Consider the following 20,215-nt stretch of genomic DNA (forward strand, 5'->3'; position numbering starts at 1 on the left):
GAGAGAAATAACTGATGAGAAAACTCTGTATTATTGGCTGCGGAAATGTCGGCAAAACACTCGGACGCCTGTGGAGTCAGGAAAAAGTTTTTACAATTGGTGACATCCTGAACCGTTCCGAGGAAAGTGGTTCATCAGCGGCCCGTTTTATCGGTGCCGGCCGGCCGGTCGCCGGGATTGCAGAGATGAGCCCCGCAGAAGTGTTCCTCATCGCCACCCCTGACGACCAGATAGGTGAATCGTGCCGCGCACTCGCTGCTTCCGGCCTCTTGCGCTCCGGTAACGTCGTGTTCCATTGCAGCGGTGCCCTGCCCTCAGCCGATCTTGTTTCAGCTAAAGAGGCCGGGGCCTGCATTGGAAGTGTTCATCCGGTCAAAAGCTTTGCGAATCCCGCTGAATCAGTCAAGACCTTTGGCGGTACCTTCTGCGGGATGGAGGGCGACGACCAGGCGCTGGAAATTCTCCGTCCAGCCTTCGAGGCGGTCGGCGGGAAAACTATGGCGATAGATCCTCAATTCAAAACCATCTATCACACCGCGGCGGTAATGGTCTGCAATTACCTGACATCGTTGATCGAAATAGGCGCTCAAACTTACCTCAAGGCCGGACTGGATCGGGAGACTGCCATGCAGGTAATGGAACCGATCGTGCGCGGCACCGTGGAGAACATCTTCAATTCGGGAACCGTACGGGCACTCACCGGACCGATAGCGAGAGGAGACCACTCGATGGTTGCCAAACAACTCTCTGCGATATCTGACTGGAATCCGCGCTTTGGAAACCTCTATCGGGACCTGGGAGCGACCGCCCTGGAACTGTCCCGCCTGCAGGGCACCGCGTCATCGGACTCCCTTGCCGCGCTGGCCGAACTGCTGGAGCGAGACTAACAGGCTGTAGGCGCAAAAAGCCGCGCCGCATAGATTTAACCAGCATAAGCGTTGCGTTCAGGGCAGGCATCCGCCTTCTCTCTGGTCGCACAGACCAACCCCCGTCAAGCATACCGCTCATCCGTTTTTCCGCCTCGTTCCAGGCACCGGCAGGAAATGATATAATTCATTGAACGGGCCAACACCTTGAATGCCCATCGAAAGCTTACCGGTCAGGCTTTGAATAAAACCATTCTGACCCGGGCAGAGGCGTATGCCGGTGATGGTTTTAAGGATGATGTCTTGCTGATGAGCATCACGCTCAAGAAGCCCCTTGTGCTGGATATTCGAAAGCATCCAACGTGTACCACCCTTTCCCCCTTGCGACCGATTCGGGGAGGGACGATAACTTTTCACCCCGTATCGGAAGGTTAAGACATGCAACTTCCAGAATCCCTTTCTACGACAACAGCCAACGACGAACGGAAGATGTCCAACATTTTCGAGCGTTATCTGACGGTCTGGGTCGGGCTCTGTATCGTCGCCGGTATCGTTCTGGGAAGATTTGCGCCGAACCTTGCCCACACCCTTGATGGAATGTCGATCACGGTCAACAACGCGCCTATTGTATCTATTCCCATCGCGGTCTGTCTGTTTTTCATGATGTACCCGATCATGGTAAAGATCGATTTTGCCTCGGTGGTCAAAGCCGGCAAAAGCGGTAAACCTGTGCTGTTGACCCTGCTGGTGAATTGGGGCATCAAACCCTTTACCATGTATGCTCTGTCTCTGCTGTTTCTCGGCGTATTGTTCCGCGGTCTGATCGGTGCCGAGGCCATGGACCTGGTCAAGCTTCCCTTCGGCCTCGACCTGCCCGTGGGCGCGACCCATGGTGCCGGAACGGTGGTGCTGCACGAAGGGGTAAGGATGTTACAAATCCCTCTTTGGCGCAGTTATCTGGCCGGCTGCATTTTACTCGGCATTGCGCCCTGTACAGCCATGGTGCTGGTGTGGGGCTATCTGGCCCGGGGCAACGACGGCCTGACCCTGGTGATGGTCGCCCTGAACTCGCTGACCATGCTGCTGCTCTACGGTGTGCTGGGCGGTTTCTTGCTAGGTATCGGCCGGCTGCCGGTGCCCTGGCAGGCCTTACTGCTGTCTATCGGCATCTACGTTGCCCTACCCTTGGTCGCCGGCTATTTCTCCCGCCGCTGGCTGATCGCGGCCAGGGGCAAGGAGTGGTTTCAGGACAAGTTTCTGCACAGGCTGACGCCGGTGACCATCATCGCTCTGCTGACTACGCTGGTGCTGCTGTTCAGCTTCAAGGGGGCTGTCATCTTGGGCACCCCTCTCACCATTCTTTGGATCGCCATTCCCCTGTTCATCCAGACGGTGACGATCTTCGCTTTGACCTATGGAGCAGCCCAAAGGCTTGGCCTCAGCTACGAAAATGCCGCACCGGCCGCTCTCATCGGTGCCTCCAACCATTTCGAGGTGGCCATTGCCACTGCCGTCATGCTGTTCGGCCTTTCCTCCGGTGCGGCCCTGGCTACCGTCGTCGGAGTGCTGATTGAGGTCCCGCTGATGCTGATGCTGGTGGGCATATGCAAAAAAACCAGGGGATGGTTTCCATCGGCCTGACGGACGAACAGGCTGCCGGACAAGTAGCCAAAGAAGGGTCTTGAGCCCCAAACCCGCCCCTGCAGCCCAGACTCGGTTGCATCCAGGCGTCAAAAGAGAATGACCGGCAAAGTATTTTTTCTTGATATATCCGAAAAACCGGATTATGTTGTCAGTCATGAAGAAAACTACCGCACTCTTCAAGGCTCTGGCTCACCAGACCCGGCTGCGCATCCTATGTCTGCTTCTTGACGGAGAAGTGTGCGTTTGCCAGATTATGGCTGTGCTGGGCTTGCCCCAATCGACGGCTTCCCGCCATCTGGCCATCCTGAAAAATGCCGGACTGGTCGAAGACCGCCGTGACGGCACCTGGTCGCACTACTCCCTGGCCAGGAACGGCAGCCCCCTGGCCAGCCAGTTGCTGGAAGTTCTGGGGGAGAACCTGCCCCATACCACTATCGGGGCCAAGGATTGCCAAAAACTTGCAGAGGCTTTGCAAAAAAAAAACTGCGCCTGATTTTTTAATTTTTTGGTTTTTTTTGACCCAAATATCCGCTTTTTCGGATATATAACCCGGCTGTACCATTGATATTTATTGCTCAAACTAGGAGAAGGACAGATGGACAAGAAAACCCTGGAAACACTCGCTAGAAACGCCTGCTGCTTGCTTAAGACCAAGGATGGAAGCGATCAGGTTCCAAACTGCCAGCTCGCAAACAGTGAGGCCGTGGACGACAAGACCCTGGAATTAATCGCCGTCGGAGCTTCAGTGGCGGCCTGCTGCGCTCCCTGTCTCGAATACCACATTAACGCAGCCCGCAAAGCGGGTGCCAGCCACGCAGAACTGGCCGCAGCGGTTCAAATAGGTGAAAAAGTCCGCCAAAGGCCCGCCGACATAATAGCTCAGTCATGTAAAGATCTTGATATTTAAACACCCGTTGTGTCTTGCGGGGCACCTGTTGTGCCCCGCAAGACAGCCCATAACCCCGGCAAGCGAAACTGATTGAAACGAAAGGAAGGTGCGACCTTGGATAGTTCACAAAAACAAACGCCGCAAGAGATCCTGCAAGGGGTCATGAAGTTATGCGCTAACTGTGACACCTGTCGCACCATGATGGAGGAGGATTGTGCGTTCTTCATCGAACTCTACCGCCTCTGGGATCAGGAACATGAGGATGGCACACCCGTCAGTGAGGCGCAGCTGCGTTACCTGACTGAACTTTGCACCTTCTGCGGCCTCTGTCCCTGCCCGAAGGTTCCCATGGACGTCATGGAAGCGAAGAGCCGCTATATCGAGAAAGAAGGCTTGCCGTTGGCGACCCGGCTACTCAACGACGTTCCGCGCATGGCCCGCCTGTGCGGCACCTTCCCCAAGCTGTCCAAGGCCCTGCAATCGAACAGCGTCCTTGGCCCCCTGTTGCGTAAAGCCACCGGCTTGCATTCCGACCGACAACTTCCGGTCTTTCCGAAACAGAATTTTTTCAAATGGGCGGCAAACCAGGGCCTTGATCAACGAAAGGAAGGCAAGCATCGGGTAGCCTACTTCGCCGGCTGCACCGCCGGCTACCTGTTCCCCGAGATCGGACGGAGTGTCGTGGAGATCTTGCAGCACAACGGTGCCACGGTCTACGTCCCGCCGCAGGAATGCTGCGGCATGCCCTTTCTGGTGGAAGGCGACCGAAAGCGCACCCTGCAGCTGGCGCAAAACAACATGGGGCGCCTGCTTGAAGCAGTTCGCGACGATGACGACCTGGTCTACTCCTGCCCCACCTGCGGTTATTTCCTGAAAAAACTGCTCAAAGAAAGAGCTTATTATTCCGATGACTACCAGAAGTCGGTAGATGCCAAAGAAGGTGAATTGAAGGTGCCGGCCCCCGAGAAAGGCGAGAACCAGTTCTGGACTCTGAGAAAGTCCATGTACCGGGAGATTCTCAAAGATGACGGCTATTTTTCCGGCATCGATCCTCTGGACCGGGTCGCCCTATCGGACCACCTGTTCGATTTCGGAGTTTATCTGACCCGTCTGCAGGGTGAAGGTCGGCTCGCCGCCGACTTCAACCCCCTGCCGGAGCGCATGGCCTACTTTGCCCCCTGCCACCAGCGAGAGCAAAAGATGGGCCTGCCCTATCTGGAACTGCTGAAACAGGTTCCCGGGCTGGAAATTGAACAAGTCGGCAGCGATTATGACTGCTGCGGCATGGGAGGGATATTCGGCTTCAAAGACCATTTCCATCAAAAGTCGTTGGACTTGGGGGACCGTTGATGGATAAAATTCGCAAGCGCGCCCCACAGGCCATCGTCACCGATTGCATGAGTTGCCGACTGCAATTCAATCATTGCCTGCCTTACCCGGTTTTTCACCCGGTCGAGGTGCTGGCCCGGGCCTATCGGGGGAACCGGGTCTGAAAAGGCTCTCGCAACAGGATTCAACCTCTAATTCTGCTCGACGATGGCGGATGTTCATCTATTATTAACTGACGGATTCAATTTAAGAATCCGAAGGGAGTACATGCAATGGAAAAAGAAACCGGCGTGGAGCTGGATATGGAAAGCCCCCTGCCTAAAAGCTTTCTCAGCACTCATCTTGGCCTCAAAACAGGTCTGTTTCTGATTGTCTGGTTCCTGCTCTATCGTCAACTGTTGCCGCTGGCGCAGTTTCTCAGCTACGACCTCATCGGTTTGCGACCGGAGTCCCATCTGGGCTCGGCGGTGGAATTCTTTCTTTACGACACCCCAAAGTCTTGATGCTGCTGGTGCTGGTGGTTTTTGGCGTCGGCGTGTTGCGTAGTTTCATTACGCCGGAATTGACCCGGCAAATCCTCGCCGGCCGCAGGGAAAGTACCGGCAATGTTCTGGCCGCCCTGCTCGGCGTGGTAACGCCCTTTTGCTCCTGTTCGGCGGTGCCTTTGTTTATCGGGTTTGTCACCGCCGGCATCCCCCTGGGAGTTACCTTTTCCTTCCTCATCTCGGCCCCCATGGTCAATGAGATCGCTCTGGTTCTGCTGTTCGGATTGCTGGGCTGGAAAATCGCCGCCCTTTACTTTATCACCGGGATACTCATCGCCACCGTGGCCGGTTGGACCATCGGCCGCCTGAAACTCGAGAACCATGTGGAGGACTGGGTGCGGGAACTGCAGATCAACCAGCAAGCCTTGCCCAACAACCGCCAATCCTGGGAAGAACGGGTCCGGTTCGGTATCGAAGCGGTGAAGGATATCGTCGGAAGAGTGTGGCTCTATGTGGTCATCGGCATTCTGGCCGGAGCGGCCATCCACGGATTCGTGCCGGAAAATTTCATGGCCGGCATTATGGGCAAGAGCGCCTGGTGGTCGGTGCCGGTCTCGGTGCTGATCGGCATACCCATGTATACCAATGCCGCCGGCATGATTCCGGTGGTGGAAGCACTGCTCGGCAAGGGAGCGGCGTTGGGCACCGTGCTGGCCTTTATGATGAGCGTTATCGCCCTCTCCTTTCCGGAAATGGTGATTCTGCGAAAGGTGCTCAAACCGCGGTTAATCGCCACCTTTATCGCCGTGGTCGGAGCCGGTATCCTGGTCGTAGGCTACCTGTTCAACCTGGTTATTTGATGTATTTTAAACAATTGATTCAATAAGGAGCCAATCATGAAAATTCAGATTTTGGGCACCGGTTGCAAAAAGTGTCGGAAACTGGCCGAAAACGCCGAAACTGCCGCGCAGGAACTGCAATTGGACTATGAACTGGTCAAGGTGACGGAAATGCAGGACATCGCAGGCTTCGGCGTCCTCATGACCCCGGCGTTGGCCATAGACGGACAGGTTAAACTGGCGGGAAAAGTTCCCTCAGTCAAGGAACTCAAGGGACTCTTGGGCTCCTGATTCCTCCTTCTGCCCTTGGTAAATTCAGGGCCGGACGTCTCCCTTCAAGGCACCCGCGTCTCGCAAGGAACCTTGGTCTGGCACAGCCCGCAACCCGTCTCCATGACCCCGTAGAGTTGGCCGGCAGTTTCTCGCAGTTCTCCGTAGACGTAAGCCTGACACTTCTCTTTATCGTGTCCCTGCAAGGAAATAGCACCGACCGGACACCGCCGAATACAGAGGCCGCAGCTGCCGTCCCGATGGTACAAACAGTTGTTCCACGGGTCGACACAAGTTCTAGGGCTGGCAGGAATTACCAGATCGGTAACCAGGCTGCCACAGCGATGGGCGATTCCCTTCTCGGTAATGAATCCGTCGTTAAGGCTGAAGGTGCCGAGGCCGGCGACGTAAGCGACATGGCGCTCCGACCAGGTCGAAGCCATCCCAACTCGGGGATCTTTCACCGGTCGCCACAAACCGGCAACAAGCGGAGCTACGGCCTTGGCACCGATAGATCGGATCAGGTTGGACAGGTGGATGCGTAGCAGGGTATTGAAATGTTCTCCATGGGAGCGAGTCATGGACCATTCCCGGGAAGGAACCTTTTGAGCTTTCCGATTGCTTTTGCGGGTGGCCTCGGCAATGGGCAATATCCAGCAGATCACCGTTCGGGCTTCTTCAACTGAACAACCACAAGCCTCATGCAACACTTCCCCGGGCGTCAGATGAAATTCGCCGATGATGTGTTTGAAATCGCTGAATAGTGGATCGTCAGCCGCGGCAAACCCCACTAACGGTTCCTCAAAATAGGGGTGATCGCTGCCGGCAAAACGATTGTCGGGGCTTGCCGTCACAAAGTTGCGAATTTCTTCCTGAAGAACCTCTTTCATGGTCGCCTTCCCCTCCAGCGAGAAATGAACGTCTTTAAAGTATACGCGCTCGCATATCTACCGCCAAGCTGGAACAGGGGTAACAACCTCCGCAACCTTCCTGCACAATCCTCCTGGGAGTGGCTTCAGAGCCAGAAAAAACTTGAAAACTCAGCGTTAATTTTGCATAGTACGGAACCTCAACAATACTCTGAAACCGTAAATTTTTTAATCCGAAGGGAGGGACAACGATGATCGGTACCCCACTGAAACAAGGCGCAACCAAAATTCTAATGCTCGGCAGTGGAGAACTGGGCAAAGAGGTGGTCATCGAAGCCCAACGCTTCGGCATCGAAGTGGTGGCCGTCGACCGTTATGCCGACGCACCGGCCATGCAGGTGGCTCATCGCAGCCATGTCATCGACATGCTTGATCGCGAAGCCCTGTCCCAAGTGATCAAGCAGGAAAAACCAGACTTCATCGTTCCCGAGATCGAAGCGATTAATACTGAATATCTGCTCGAACTGGAAAAGGAAGGTTTTAACGTCATTCCTACCGCCCGGGCGACCAACCTGACCATGAACCGCGAAGGTATTCGTCGCCTTGCGGCCGAGGACCTGGCCCTGCCCACGGCTAAATACCTGTTTGCCACCGACCTGGAAGAGTTCCGCAGCGGCATACAGGAAATCGGCCTGCCGTGTGTGGTCAAGCCGATCATGAGTTCTTCCGGCAAGGGTCAGAGTACGGTGCGCTCTGAGAGCGACATCGACAAGGCCTGGGAATATGCCCAAGCCGGGGCGCGAGGCACCGGCGACAAGGTGATCATCGAGGAATTCATCCCCTTTGATTACGAAATCACCCTGCTCACTGTGCGCCACGCCAATGGCACCAGCTACTGCCCGCCCATCGGTCACGTACAGGAAGGCGGCGACTACCAGGAATCCTGGCAGCCCATGGCCATGACTCCGGCAGCCCTGCAAGAAGCTCAGAACCAGGCCAAGGCCGTAACGGACGCCCTGGGCGGCACCGGTCTCTTCGGCGTCGAATTCTTCATCAAAGGCGATACGGTCTATTTCAGCGAAATTTCACCCCGCCCCCACGACACGGGCATGGTGACCATGGTCAGCCAGAACATGTCGGAATTCGAACTGCACGTGCGGGCGATCCTCGGCTTGCCGGTTCCGGAGATCGAACTCCTCGCGCCGGGGGCATCTCACGTGGTACTGGCCACCGAAAATTCCCAAAATGTCGGCATTACCGGTGTGGCGGAGGCACTGAACGTCCCCCGCAGCAAGGTGCGCGTGTTCGGCAAGCCCGACACCCGCCCCGGTCGGCGCATGGCGGTGGCTCTGGTCGTCGCTGATGACGTTGAAGAGGCCCGCAAGCAGGCCGCTAAGGCCGCGGCGGCCATCAAGGTGGTGCCCCGCTAGAACAAGTAAGCGCCCCTGCCCTATTTCAAAATCCCCTGTGACTAAAAATCACAGGGGATTTTTTATTGATCAATCTCCGGCACTTAAACCCTGCGGTTGTCATTGTTTTTACTTAGGCCCTTGACGAAGGGTCTATTTGCCGTTTTAGTAATAGGAAATCGGCAAAGGCTACGCCACTTGCCCTCTCCGTTGACAGGGAGGAATCTATGCCTTGGGACCTGAACCGAGCCAGAAGCCTGGTTGCATCGGATCCAAGCCTGGCCGCATTCAAGGTACATCATGAAGGAGGCGAACTGCACCTCAATAACGCCGGGGGCTTGTTTGCGCGTTTGCTGCCCACCAACCGCGCAGGACACTGGCAGATGGAATATTTCGTTCAGCGGAAACGTTGGGAATGCCGGGAATTCGTCGGCCCCCTGAACGAGTGCCTGGAGCTGCTGCGCAGCGACCCTCACTATGTGTTTTGGGAAGGCTGATCGAACCATCTTTTTTCAATAGACAACAAAAAAGCGCCATCCGTAATGGATGGCGCTTTTTAAATGGCCTTAAACGCAGGCGATGCGGATCAACTCTTGATGCCGGTGACACGCTCCATAGCCTCGAGGTATTTTTCCGAGGTTTTACGCACGATCTCTGCGGGCAATGTCGGTGCCGGAGCTTGCTTGTTCCAATCGAGAGTCTCCAGGTAGTCCCGCAGGAATTGCTTGTCGAAACTCGGTTGAGAACCGCCGGGAGAATAAAGATCCCTGGGCCAGAAGCGGGATGAATCAGGGGTCAGGGCTTCATCGATCCAGATCAACTGATCCTGGTAAAGGCCGAATTCAAATTTGGTATCGGCGATGATGATACCCTTGGCAGCCAACTCTTCCCGAGCGCGCAGATAGATGGCCAGGCTGGTTTCCTTGGCTTGCTGAGCCAATCCCGGTGCGCACAACTCCACGGCTTTGTCAAAGGAGATGTTCTCGTCGTGGGCGCCCAACTCGGCTTTGGTCGAAGGGGTAAAGATCGGTTCGGGAAGCTGCTGGCTCTCCTGCAGACCGGCGGGCAAGGGAATGCCGCAGACGCTGCCCTGGCGGCCGTATTCCTTCCAGCCGGAGCCGGTGATATAGCCGCGTACGATACACTCGATGGGCAGAGGCGCGGCCTTTTTGACCAGCATGCTGCGCCCTTCGAGTTGTTCCCGGTACTTGTGGGTCTCCGCCGGGAAATCGTTCACCTCGGTGGCTACCAGGTGATTAGGCACGATATCGGTCATGCGCTCAAACCAGAACTTGGAGATCTGGGTCAGCACGAATCCTTTATCGGGAATACCTTCGTTCATTACCACGTCGAACGCGGAAATACGGTCGCTGGTGACGATCAACAGGTGTTCGCCGAGGTCGTAGATGTCGCGGACCTTGCCGCGGTTGACCAGTTTCAGGTCGCTACAGTCGCTTTGCAATACGATGGGTGTCATGATGCCAGTTCTTCTTCCTTAAGTGAGTTTTGCAGGGCCGGATGAACATCGATATCGGCCTCTTTGCGGAGTTCTTTAATGCGGGTTTCGAGCAGGTTTTCTTTTTTGCGGGCGAGCAAAATCTTTTCCAGCTCGGTGCGATTTTCAGCGTCCAGTTTAGCCATATCGGCCTGCTGATGGGCCTTGAAGGCAACAACCACAAACTTACCGGCCACCTCGAAAACCTTATCGGCAGCGGGCTTTTCTTTAGTCAGGTCAAAGGCCACCTCGGCCACCTCGGCAGCGCTGCCGATGCGTGGCACAAAGGTTCCGTAGGAGCGGGAAAAGAAATCGGTCTCCTCAACCTTCTGTTTAAGCTTACGGGCCGCAGAGGACAAAGATTTTCCATCCTGTACGTCCGCCAGCAGTTTCTCTGCAGTTTGACGAGCCAGACCATGACTCTGCTGACGGCGATAAGCCGCTTCGACAGCAGCCCGCACCTTTGCCAGTTCGGCCACATGGCTGGGGTGACGTTCCTTAAGGGCAGGCAAATAGATGGCGTCGGCCAGAGTCACCGGCCGGCCCAGTTCATTTTCTTTGAGCTTAAAGGCCGCACTGTTGAGTTCAGGTGCTTTGCCGATGCCGGGTATTGACGATCCCTGTTCAAAAGCCCCGGTCGTCTTCACAGTCAGGCCGTTAGCCTCAGCCGCTGCAACGAGATCACCGCTCTTGCGATGAATATTATAGGCGTCCATGGCCTTTTCAATAGCCAATTGGCGGGACTGTTCTTTGACAACTCCCGCTTTAACCTCGTCGAGAACGTCGGCGAGATCTTTAACGCCGGCCGGAATGTGGCCTTGGCAGAGAATAATATGGTAACCGAAGTTAGTCTCTACAATGTCGCTTAGCTGGCCTGGCTGCAAGGAAAAAGCCGCCTCTTCGAAGGCCGGCACCATGGTGCCGCGGGCAAAGTATCCAAGCGCACCGCCTTTGGCGGCGCTGCCGGCATCATCTGAATGGAGGCGAGCCAGTTCGGCGAAGTTCTTGTTGTCTTTGGTCTTGATCTGCGCAAGAAGCTTTTCAGCCAACTGGCGCTTTTGCTTCTTAACCTTGGGCTTGGCATCGGCATCGACACGCAACAGGATGTGCGAGGCTTGAGTCTGTTCGGTCACATCGAACTGGGCCTGATGACGCCGATAATAGGTTTGCAGAACTTCGTCGCTCAGATCGATATCCCCCTCGTAGCTGGCCGGTTCGAATTTGAGGTAGTTTATAGCCACCGTCTCGGCCACTCGGAACTGCTCTTGATGATCGTCGTAATAGCCCTGCAAGGTTTCGTCGGTCACCTTTACATCGTCTTCAAAGAGCGCCGGCGCCAATCGAACGAAAGCCAGGTTGACCCTTTCATTGCGACGCCGGTATTCTTCGGCGACCTCTTCCTCGCTGACGGCCGCCGATTCTTCGATCTGTTGACGAACCTTTTCGATCAACAATTGGCGACGCTGACCATCTTCAAATTGCTCGGAGGTCATGCGCTGGTATTGGAGTACTTGGAGGTATTGATCCTTGTTGAACGCACCGTCGACCTGAAAGGCGGGAATCTGGGCGATCATATCGACCAACTCACTCTTGGAAACCTCGATATCACGATCGTCGGCATCCTGCAGCAGCAAGGTCTGATTTATCAACCTTTCCAGCGTCTGACCTTCGAGGCCGAGTTGTTCTTCCATCTCGGGAGTAAAGCGCTCACGGTAGATATTCTGGTAAAGGCGCCGCATATTGTCATAGGCAGTACGGAAATCACCGAAGGTCACCCTCTCGCCATTAATCTTTACCGCCACATCGCCATCGGCACCATCGTTGCCGCCCCCTTGGCCCCAGACCAGGAAAATGGTCCCGACAAAGGCCGCAATGATGACCCAGAACACGATCTTGACCATCACCGATTTCTGTTTTCTTCGAATTAAGTCCAGCATCGTCAAAGACTCCTTTTGACTTCATATTTTCAGGCTGCAAACGAAAAGGGGCATGTTAGTCAATCGGCCTTATAATTGCAACTGCTTTCTCCTTTTGCCCCTTGAATATAACCCGCAGTTCTGGTAGTGTAACTCACATTTTTCCCATGCTCTGCATTGCCTGTCCGAGCCGCTTTATACAGTGGTCGGTTGAAAGGAGTTTCCCATATCATGTTCAACCTTTTTGACGTCATTTTCGGCATGTTTTCCAACGACCTGGCTATCGACCTCGGCACCGCCAACACTCTGGTCTACCTGAAGAGTAAGGGCATCGTGGTCAGTGAGCCGTCGGTGGTAGCGGTACAGAAGGACCATATGGGCCAGAGGAAGGTTCTGGCGGTCGGCATGGAAGCAAAAAAGATGCTTGGCCGTACACCCGGCAGTATCATTGCCATTCGGCCAATGAAAGATGGCGTCATTGCGGACTTCGACATTACCGAAGAGATGCTGCGCTACTTCATTCAAAAGGTCCACAACCGCAAGACCCTGGTGCGGCCACGGATCGTTATTTGCGTTCCCTCCGGCATTACCCAGGTGGAAAAACGTGCCGTTAAAGAATCGGCCGAATCGGCCGGAGCCCGCGAGGTCTATCTGATCGAAGAGCCGATGGCAGCGGCCATCGGTGCCGGCCTGCCCATCACCGAAGCCTCGGGCAACATGATTGTCGACGTCGGCGGCGGCACTACCGAGGTGGCGATCATCTCCCTGGCCGGGGTGGTCTACGCCAAAAGCGTCCGGGTCGGCGGCGACAAACTGGACGAAGCCATCGTTCAACACCTTAAACGCAAGTACAACATGCTCATCGGCGAACGCACCGCCGAGCAGATCAAGATTGAGATCGGCAGCGCCCACCCCGAAGCAGAAGTGCGCACCATGGCCGTCAAAGGCCGCGACCTGGTCTCCGGCATCCCCAAGACCCTGGAGATAGACTCCAACGAGATCCGGGAGGCACTTTCCGAAACGGTCAACGCCATCATCGAAGCGGTACGCATCGCTCTGGAACGGACCCCGCCGGAACTGGCCGCCGACATCGTCGACAAGGGCATAATACTGGCCGGTGGAGGTGCCTACCTGCGCAACCTCGATGTACTGCTGGCAGAAGAAACGGGCCTGCCGGTGGTTATTGCTGAAGACCCTCTGTCCTGCGTAGTACTCGGCTCCGGCAAGATTCTGGATGAACTCGACCTGCTCAAGCGAGTGACCATCTCTTCTTGAACCAGTACGTTATCGTAGATCGACCAAAAAAAACTACATTCGGGTGAGGCAGGTGCGTCGGTTTTCAAGCAACGCCTGCGACCAATAGCACCGAAAGCGTCGTATATATTTTATTAAACTTGCTGATTAAAGCCCTGTACGGATTTTTCAGTAAGGAAGAGGGCGTCAAGCCCTCTTTTTTCTTTTGTTGGCCCTTTTTCTTCGAATTATATCGCCATGCTGGAACTGCTTCGTAAATATCGGGTTCGATTGCTGGCCGGCTGTCTGGTCCTGACCGCTTTGCTCTTCTATTCGACCAACCTCCGCCACCAGAACAACACGACCATGTTCGAAAAAATTGTGCTGCAGATTGCCTCACCACTGTTGTACGGCTTCGACAGCACCTGTCGAACAGCCGACGGGTTGTGGAGTCGCTACCTGTGGCTGATTGACACCGAACAGCAGAACAAAGCATTACGCGCTGAAAATCGACGCCTGCGGGGTGACCTGACCGACCTGCAAGAGGTGCGTCTAGCCAACGAGCGACTGCGCAAACTCCTTGATTTTCGAGAAAGCAGCGGCCTGTCCGGCGTTGCTGCGCGAATTATCGCTGTCGACGCCAGCAGTCTTTTCCGTACCGTCCTCATCGACAAAGGGCGCCAACAAGGCCTGCGGGAAGGACTCCCCGTGGTGGTTGCCGAAGGAGCCGTGGGCCGGGTCATCAAGTGCACCTCCCGCCAGTCCAGGGTGTTGCTGGTTACCGACGCCTCGTCTACAGCCGCTGCCCTGGTACAGCGTAGCCGCACCCGGGCCATCTGCCGCGGACAGGGGGATTATTTGACCCTTGAATTTGCCTTGCGTCGCGACGACATCGAGGTCGGAGATCTGATTGTCACTTCCGGCACCGGAGGTGTTTTCCCCAAAGGCCTGGTTCTTGGCCGCACCAGCAATATTGAACGGGAAGCTTACGGCCTGTTTCAGACCGTTACCGTCATCCCGGAGGTCGATTTCACGCGCCTTGAAGAGGTGCTGGTACTTCTGGGGGAAGCGTCATGAATATTGTTGTCGGCTACTTTCTACTCGGCCTTGTCGGCATTCTTGTCGAAACCGCTGTTGCTCCCGTACTATTACATATGCAACTGACCCCGGAACTGCTGCTGATTCTGGTCATCTACCTGGGGCTTTACCGCCAGGGTTTTTCCGGCGGTCTGGCCGCCTACACACTGGGACTGCTACAAGACAGCTTTGCCGGGAGCACCCTGGGACTCTACGGCTTAATATTTTTAACTCTGTACCTGATTCTGCGGGGCTTGGCCGAAAGACTCAATACCGAAAGCCCCGCCTTGCTGCTTTTTATGGTGTTGTGCGGCACCCTGCTTCAAGCTGTCCTGCTGATTTTCCTGCTCGGTTTTCTCACCGATGCAGGGGCCGTTTGGCGCAACATCCTGCGATCTCTGCCGTTGCAAGCCGTACTCAACCTGGTTTGCGCTTGGCTCCTGTTCAGTTTCTTGCAGTTGCTACGCCGCCATCGATCTCTGCGCCGTCCCCCTAGACGCCTGTAACCCGGACTCGCTAACCATGGCTCTTAATACCGGATGGTCGGGATCGCCGGCCCTGAAAAAGCGCTTTATTATTGCTTCGCTGGCGGCATTAGCGGTCTTTGTATTCCTGTTTTTACGGCTCTGGTACCTGCAAATCATCCAAGCGGATATCTATCAGGCTCTCTCAGAAAAGAATCGAACCCGTTACATCCCCATCGCCGCTCCCCGTGGCCCGATCGTCGATCGAGACGGTCACATGCTCGTCGACAACCGACCTGCTTTTCGCATCACCGCCTTGCGTCAGGAAGTCGAAGAACCTGAAAAAATGTTGACTCGACTGGCTGAACTCCTTGCTCTCGATCTGGAGATTTTGCAAGAACGATGGGCGGCCGGTCGCCGCTTTCCACGCTATCGACCGGTCCCCCTGGCAGACGACGTCAGTCGCCAGGCCTTGGAGCGGGTCATGGAACACTCTTACGAACTGCCCGGGATCCTGACGGAGGTGCGACCGGTACGGTTTTATCCGCACGGCGAATCGGCCGCCCACCTGTTTGGCTACCTGGGAGAGATTACCGAAGAAGAACTTAGGGCCGCCCCTTACCAGGCCTATCATCCCGGCGATTTCGTTGGGAAAAACGGTCTGGAGAGAGGCATTGAGCAGTACCTGACCGGTATTCCCGGCGAACGTCGTGTAGAGGTCGACGTCAAGGGGAAAAAACTGCGCATTCTCAAAACCCAGGAGCCGGTTCCGGGCAATCGCGTTACCTTGACCATCAACCGCGATCTACAACTGGCTACCGAGGAAGCTTTTGGAGATCAGGCGGGGGCCGCAGTCGCTCTTGATATCAATACGGGCGAGGTGCTGGCCATGGTCAGCACGCCCTGCTATGACCCATCCCTGTTCGCCCGGGGTATTACCGGCAAGGAATGGGTCGAGTTATTACACAACCCTCTCGATCCTCTACAAAATCGCGCCCTCAAGGGTCAGTATCCGCCCGGCTCTATTTTCAAAATCGTCACCGCTTTGGCCGCTCTGGAAAGCGGAAAGGCGACGGCCCGCACCAAAGTCGACTGCCAGGGTGCATTGACTGTCGGCAATCGATCCTTTCGTTGCTGGAAAAAAGGCGGTCACGGCGTCACCGATCTAAAAAAAGCCCTGAAGGAAAGCTGTGACGTCTGGTTTTATGAAGTCAGCCAACAGGTCGGTATCGACCGTATCGCCGACATGGCCCGCCGCCTCGGCCTGGGGGAACCCACCGGACTGGGCTTGGCCGGCGAACGCCAAGGTCTGATACCCGACCAACAATGGAAACAACAAAAGTTCAACGACCGCTGGTACCGGGGCGAGACTTTGATCGCTTCTATCGGCCAGGGTTATATCCTCACCACACCGCTGCAACTGGCCACAATGATGGCCACCGTGGCCAACGGAGGTACCGTACTGCGCCCCTATCTGGTCAAACATATTGAGGACATGGCCGGCGAGACTCAACAACAGACCCAACCGCAGATCGTGCGAAAGGCTCATCTCAATAAGTCCCAGTTGGATGCTCTGCGGCGTGGCCTGGAGGCCGTGGTCAACGAACCCCATGGCACAGCCTGGATGAGCCGCATCAAAGAGCTGCCCTACGCCGGCAAAACCGGCACCTCGCAAGTTGTTCACCAACGCAAACGTCGGGAAAAGGATGCGGAGATCCCCTACCGTCTGCGGGACCACGCTCTGTTTTCCGCCTACGCACCGGCTGCCAATCCACAAATTGCCGTTGCGGTGGTTGTCGAGCACGGGAGTCACGGCAGCAGTGCCGCAGCGCCTATCGCCAAGGCCATGTTCGACAGCTATTTCAAGTTGCAATCGCCGACCGAGTCCGGCGCAGCCGAGGAGAATTAGAGCCATGTTTGATCGCCGTCTGATCACCCATTTCGATTGGCCGCTGCTGCTGCTGATCGTGCTGACTGCCCTGATCGGCATCGCCAATCTTTACAGCGCTACCTCGTCCTGGTCAACTCTGGCAACCCCGGTCTATATAAAGCAGACCTATTGGTTGAGCGGAGGCATTCTGCTTGCCGCTATCGTAAGTTTTATCGACTATCGGCATCTACAGCACCTTGGTTATATCTTCTACGGCCTGACGCTGCTGTTGCTGGCTGCGGTGTTACTGGTCGGCAAGACATCCATGGGGGCCACCCGCTGGCTCGATCTCGGTTTTTTCAATCTGCAGCCGAGCGAAATCATGAAGATTGTCATCATCATTGCCCTGGCTTGTTATTTTGCACGCCAGGACACCCTGGCCGGCTATTCCTTTGAAGATCTATGGATACCCTTCCTGCTGCTCGGCATACCGGCGTTTCTCATCATGAAACAGCCCGATCTCGGCACCGCCCTCATTGTTCTGTTCATCGGCTTTACCATGAGCCTGTTCGCCGGTATTCGCAAAGGCACTCTGACAGTGCTGGCTATATTGGCAGCCGGAGGTGCCGGAGGGGGGTGGTTTCTGCTCCACGACTATCAGAAGCAGCGCATCTTGACCTTCCTTTCCCCGGAGCGCGATCCTCTTGGTTCCGGCTACCACATCATTCAATCGAAAATAGCCGTCGGCAGTGGCGGTTTTTTCGGCAAAGGATTCATGAAGGGCACCCAGTCGCAACTCTCTTTTCTGCCGGAACGCCATACCGATTTCGCTTTTTCGGTTTTCGCCGAAGAGTGGGGGTTCTGCGGCAGCCTGCTGCTGCTTGGCCTCTATTTACTGATCATAATCTGGGGCATCTATGTCGCCCGCAGCGCCGCCGACCTGTTCGGCACCTTTTTGGCTTTTGGTGTTTCAGCCATGCTGTTCTGGCACATTGTTATCAATCTCGGCATGGTCATCGGCTTGTTGCCGGTAGTCGGGGTACCCCTGCCCCTCTTCTCCTATGGCGGCACCAGCATGATCACCACCATGCTCGGCACCGGTTTGTTGCTCAATGTGAGCATGCGGCGATTCACCTTCTAAGGGGTGGCCGCCTGACTGCGTCCCTGTCTAAAATATTGAAATAATTTGGGGATGCCAACGATCTTTGGACCGGATATCTGAATTGACGATGCCGGACCGGTTTTGTTAAAGTACTGTAAATTTTTTTGATATTCTTTGTTGAAAGTTAAAACGTCTCTCTTTTCTACACGATAGAAGCCAGCGAGGAACTGAGTCTATGGGAAACACCGAAACAAGCACCTGGTCTTTTGGCCAGTGGGCGGAAGGCAATCTGGAATTGGCCGCCGCGACCGCTGCGGTCAAGGATCTACCGGCCATGGCCGATATCGTCACCGAGTTTCTGGTGGCGACCCAGGACCCGGACTGGACGGCCAAAAAGCTGGCCATGGTTATCGCCAAGGACCCCGCAATAGCCGCCAGCATCCTAAAGGTGGCCAACAGTTCTTATTATAGTTTCCAACGCCAGATCACCAGTCTTCAGGGTGCCATCTCGGTACTGGGCCTGAAAACCCTCAAGAGTCTGGTTTTGGCGGCCGGCGTAAAGACCATGAACAAGCGCTTTGGCCTGATTGAAAAACTGCTGGTGGAAGACTCGATCGGTAGCGCCCTGAGCGCACGGGCCATTGCCCGCCAAGCAGGGGGACTGGATCCGGAGGAAGCCTTTCTGGCCGGACTCATGCGCCACATCGGCAAGATTGCCATGAACAACATCGCCCCGGAGGATTACACCGAAATCATTCAAGGGGTTTATAACCAGGAAGGTTCCCTGGCCGATCTGGAACGAAAACACTTTCCCTACACCCACAGCGCCATCGGCGCCGCCTTGCTTGACAGCTGGAATCTCTCCCCCGCTTTGGTGGCCTGCACCCTGTTTCACACCGACCCGCCACCGGCCGGAGCACTCGATATAGAAACGGAGCGACTGCTTGCGACGGTCAATCTGGCCGGTACCGTTTGCCAGCATCTCGGCATCGGCCAACGCCAGGCCGAAGAATCCCTCGAGCTGATGAGTAATCCCTGTGCTGCTGAACTTGGGCTCGACGAGGAGGCTGCGGAGGCAATTGTGGAAGAAGTCTCCGGAGCTTTCGAGGAAACCCGGCAGTCTTTTCTCGGCGACAACTAAACCTTGATGGCGTCGTAAAAGGTCCGTCCTACGGCGTTACGACGAATACATCAAACTTAGCATCATCAACAACTGCTGCGGTATCGACCTTCACTACTGGAGGTAATCATGCACGAAGCGATGTTTTGGGAAAGAACAAACAACAGCCAGGTGCGCTGCACCCTCTGTCGCTTTCGCTGTGTCATTGCCGAAGGCCGACTTGGCCGTTGCAAGGTACGGCAGAATCGAGATGGCAAACTCTACAGCCTGGTTTACGGCCGTTGCATCGCTGAGCAGATCGATCCGATTGAAAAGAAGCCCCTCTTCCACTATCATCCGGGCTCTCTCAGCTATTCTATCGCCACCGTCGGCTGCAATTTCCACTGTCTCCACTGCCAGAACCACACTATTTCTCAATGGCCTTCCGGACGCCCCATCGAAGGCCGGGAACTGCCCCCTGCTGAACTGGTGCGGCGGGCAACAGCCAGCGGGTGCCAAAGCATCGCCTATACCTATACCGAGCCGACCATTTACTACGAATACGCCTACGATTGCGCGGTATTGGCCAAACAGCAAGGCCTGGGCAATGTGTTTGTGTCCAACGGTTACACCACCCCGGAAGCTCTGGAAAAAATCGCTCCTTACCTTGATGCGGCCAATATCGACCTGAAAAGCTTTTCCGCCGCCACCTATAAAAAACTCACCGGAGCTGAACTACAGGGCGTCCTGGAAACACTGCGGCATTATCACCAGCTCGGTATCTGGCTGGAGGTGACCTCTTTGCTGATCCCCGGCTGTAACGACACCGATGAGGAATTGCGCGCTATGGCCAACTTCATTGTCGATCAGCTCGGTTGCGACACCCCCTGGCACGTTACCGCTTTTCATCCGACCTACCGCATGACCGAAACCCCGAGAACGCCCCTGGCCACCCTGCAACGAGCCCGTCGCATCGGCGCTGATGCCGGTTTGCATTATATATACGAGGGCAACCTTCCCGGAAGCTGGGAACATACCGTCTGCCCCGACTGCGGAGCACGGGTCATTGAACGTTGCGGCTTTCAGCTAACCGGCAGACAGCTTGCGGCTGGCCGCTGCAGCCACTGCCAAGCCGGCATCGCCGGGATCGGCCTGTAGCCTCCGAGAGTCCTTTTTACTTGAGGCGGTCAAAGATTTATACTCTGCATCCCATGCTGCATCGACTTATCCGGCCGCTAAGCTTCTTAGAACCTGGGGAATACATCCTGCCAGCGAAAACGGGAAGAAGTACGACGGTCTGGGAAAAAGCAACAAAAACCGGCATAAACAAAACCGAGCAGCATCATCATTTCAAACATG

General features: G+C 55.6%; 20 protein-coding genes and 1 pseudogene. 17 read left to right on the top strand and 4 right to left on the bottom strand.

What is annotated here, in order from left to right; genetic code table 11:
- Positions 1 to 14: 14 nt before the first annotated feature.
- Complete coding sequence (locus tag A7E78_RS05860) at positions 15 to 887, top strand: Rossmann-like and DUF2520 domain-containing protein (RefSeq protein WP_072283361.1); 873 nt, start codon at positions 15 to 17, stop codon at positions 885 to 887.
- A 117-nt stretch (positions 888 to 1,004) separates the two neighbouring features.
- On the opposite strand, the gene A7E78_RS05865 is transcribed toward A7E78_RS05860, so the two are convergent.
- Positions 1,005 to 1,223, bottom strand: a complete 219-nt coding sequence (locus A7E78_RS05865) for a hypothetical protein (RefSeq protein ID WP_072283362.1) — start codon at positions 1,221 to 1,223, stop codon at positions 1,005 to 1,007.
- Positions 1,224 to 1,304: 81 nt separating this feature from the next.
- On the opposite strand from A7E78_RS05865, the gene arsB reads away from it, so the two are divergent.
- The 7 genes and pseudogenes from arsB (at position 1,305) to A7E78_RS05895 (ending at position 6,343) form a co-directional block, all read left to right on the top strand.
- The gene (arsB, locus tag A7E78_RS05870; protein ID WP_083552760.1) at positions 1,305 to 2,507 is read left to right on the top strand and encodes an ACR3 family arsenite efflux transporter; all 1,203 of its coding nucleotides are present in this window, start codon (positions 1,305 to 1,307) and stop codon (positions 2,505 to 2,507) included.
- A 157-nt stretch (positions 2,508 to 2,664) separates the two neighbouring features.
- Positions 2,665 to 3,003, top strand: coding sequence for an ArsR/SmtB family transcription factor (locus A7E78_RS05875; protein ID WP_072283364.1), 339 nt, complete (start codon positions 2,665 to 2,667; stop codon positions 3,001 to 3,003).
- Positions 3,004 to 3,105: 102 nt separating this feature from the next.
- Positions 3,106 to 3,417: a carboxymuconolactone decarboxylase family protein gene (locus tag A7E78_RS05880; RefSeq protein WP_083552763.1), complete on the top strand. Its 312-nt coding sequence runs from the start codon at positions 3,106 to 3,108 to the stop codon at positions 3,415 to 3,417.
- Positions 3,418 to 3,513: 96 nt separating this feature from the next.
- Complete coding sequence (locus tag A7E78_RS05885) at positions 3,514 to 4,749, top strand: heterodisulfide reductase-related iron-sulfur binding cluster (RefSeq protein ID WP_235606805.1); 1,236 nt, start codon at positions 3,514 to 3,516, stop codon at positions 4,747 to 4,749.
- On the top strand, positions 4,749 to 4,892 hold the full coding sequence (locus A7E78_RS15325) for a hypothetical protein (protein WP_235606806.1): 144 nt from the start codon (positions 4,749 to 4,751) through the stop codon (positions 4,890 to 4,892). Before A7E78_RS05885 ends, A7E78_RS15325 begins: the two co-directional genes overlap by 1 nt.
- A gap of 138 nt (positions 4,893 to 5,030) precedes the next feature.
- Positions 5,031 to 6,073 (top strand): annotated as a pseudogene (locus A7E78_RS05890) (permease).
- A gap of 36 nt (positions 6,074 to 6,109) precedes the next feature.
- Positions 6,110 to 6,343, top strand: a complete 234-nt coding sequence (locus A7E78_RS05895) for a thioredoxin family protein (RefSeq protein WP_072283365.1) — start codon at positions 6,110 to 6,112, stop codon at positions 6,341 to 6,343.
- A 44-nt stretch (positions 6,344 to 6,387) separates the two neighbouring features.
- Here the strand turns inward: A7E78_RS05895 and A7E78_RS05900 are convergent, their stop codons facing one another.
- The gene (locus tag A7E78_RS05900) at positions 6,388 to 7,212 is read right to left on the bottom strand and encodes a FeS-binding protein (protein WP_072283366.1); all 825 of its coding nucleotides are present in this window, start codon (positions 7,210 to 7,212) and stop codon (positions 6,388 to 6,390) included.
- Between the two features lie 230 nt (positions 7,213 to 7,442).
- Between A7E78_RS05900 and purT the strand changes: the two genes are divergently transcribed.
- Together purT and A7E78_RS05910 are read left to right on the top strand one after the other, a co-directional pair.
- The gene (gene purT, locus A7E78_RS05905) at positions 7,443 to 8,621 is read left to right on the top strand and encodes a formate-dependent phosphoribosylglycinamide formyltransferase (RefSeq protein ID WP_072283367.1); all 1,179 of its coding nucleotides are present in this window, start codon (positions 7,443 to 7,445) and stop codon (positions 8,619 to 8,621) included.
- A 206-nt stretch (positions 8,622 to 8,827) separates the two neighbouring features.
- The gene (locus A7E78_RS05910; RefSeq protein ID WP_072283368.1) at positions 8,828 to 9,097 is read left to right on the top strand and encodes a DUF3024 domain-containing protein; all 270 of its coding nucleotides are present in this window, start codon (positions 8,828 to 8,830) and stop codon (positions 9,095 to 9,097) included.
- 89 nt (positions 9,098 to 9,186) lie between these two features.
- Here A7E78_RS05910 and A7E78_RS05915 read toward each other — a convergent pair whose 3' ends face one another.
- Together A7E78_RS05915 and A7E78_RS05920 are read right to left on the bottom strand one after the other, a co-directional pair.
- Positions 9,187 to 10,077 carry a phosphoribosylaminoimidazolesuccinocarboxamide synthase gene (locus A7E78_RS05915; RefSeq protein WP_072283369.1) on the bottom strand — a complete coding sequence of 297 codons (891 nt, stop codon included), beginning with the start codon at positions 10,075 to 10,077 and terminating at the stop codon, positions 9,187 to 9,189.
- Complete coding sequence (locus A7E78_RS05920; RefSeq protein WP_072283370.1) at positions 10,074 to 12,032, bottom strand: SurA N-terminal domain-containing protein; 1,959 nt, start codon at positions 12,030 to 12,032, stop codon at positions 10,074 to 10,076. The genes A7E78_RS05915 and A7E78_RS05920 overlap by 4 nt, the downstream gene beginning before the upstream one ends.
- A gap of 210 nt (positions 12,033 to 12,242) precedes the next feature.
- Between A7E78_RS05920 and A7E78_RS05925 the strand changes: the two genes are divergently transcribed.
- The 7 genes from A7E78_RS05925 (at position 12,243) to amrS (ending at position 20,014) form a co-directional block, all read left to right on the top strand.
- Positions 12,243 to 13,286: a rod shape-determining protein gene (locus A7E78_RS05925; protein WP_072283371.1), complete on the top strand. Its 1,044-nt coding sequence runs from the start codon at positions 12,243 to 12,245 to the stop codon at positions 13,284 to 13,286.
- Positions 13,287 to 13,502: 216 nt separating this feature from the next.
- The gene (gene mreC / locus A7E78_RS05930; protein WP_072283372.1) at positions 13,503 to 14,321 is read left to right on the top strand and encodes a rod shape-determining protein MreC; all 819 of its coding nucleotides are present in this window, start codon (positions 13,503 to 13,505) and stop codon (positions 14,319 to 14,321) included.
- Complete coding sequence (gene mreD, locus A7E78_RS05935; RefSeq protein ID WP_072283373.1) at positions 14,318 to 14,827, top strand: rod shape-determining protein MreD; 510 nt, start codon at positions 14,318 to 14,320, stop codon at positions 14,825 to 14,827. Before mreC ends, mreD begins: the two co-directional genes overlap by 4 nt.
- A gap of 16 nt (positions 14,828 to 14,843) precedes the next feature.
- A complete protein-coding gene (mrdA, locus tag A7E78_RS05940) occupies positions 14,844 to 16,694 on the top strand; it encodes a penicillin-binding protein 2 (protein ID WP_072283374.1) in 1,851 nt (616 codons plus the stop codon).
- 4 nt (positions 16,695 to 16,698) lie between these two features.
- Positions 16,699 to 17,796, top strand: coding sequence for a rod shape-determining protein RodA (gene rodA / locus A7E78_RS05945; RefSeq protein ID WP_072283375.1), 1,098 nt, complete (start codon positions 16,699 to 16,701; stop codon positions 17,794 to 17,796).
- Between the two features lie 196 nt (positions 17,797 to 17,992).
- On the top strand, positions 17,993 to 18,898 hold the full coding sequence (locus tag A7E78_RS05950) for an HDOD domain-containing protein (RefSeq protein WP_083552765.1): 906 nt from the start codon (positions 17,993 to 17,995) through the stop codon (positions 18,896 to 18,898).
- Positions 18,899 to 19,006: 108 nt separating this feature from the next.
- Complete coding sequence (gene amrS / locus A7E78_RS05955) at positions 19,007 to 20,014, top strand: AmmeMemoRadiSam system radical SAM enzyme (RefSeq protein WP_072283376.1); 1,008 nt, start codon at positions 19,007 to 19,009, stop codon at positions 20,012 to 20,014.
- The last annotated feature ends 201 nt before the right edge of the window (positions 20,015 to 20,215 follow it).

Source organism: Syntrophotalea acetylenivorans, from assembly GCF_001887775.1.
Taxonomy (GTDB): Bacteria; Desulfobacterota; Desulfuromonadia; order Desulfuromonadales; family Syntrophotaleaceae; genus Syntrophotalea_A; species Syntrophotalea_A acetylenivorans.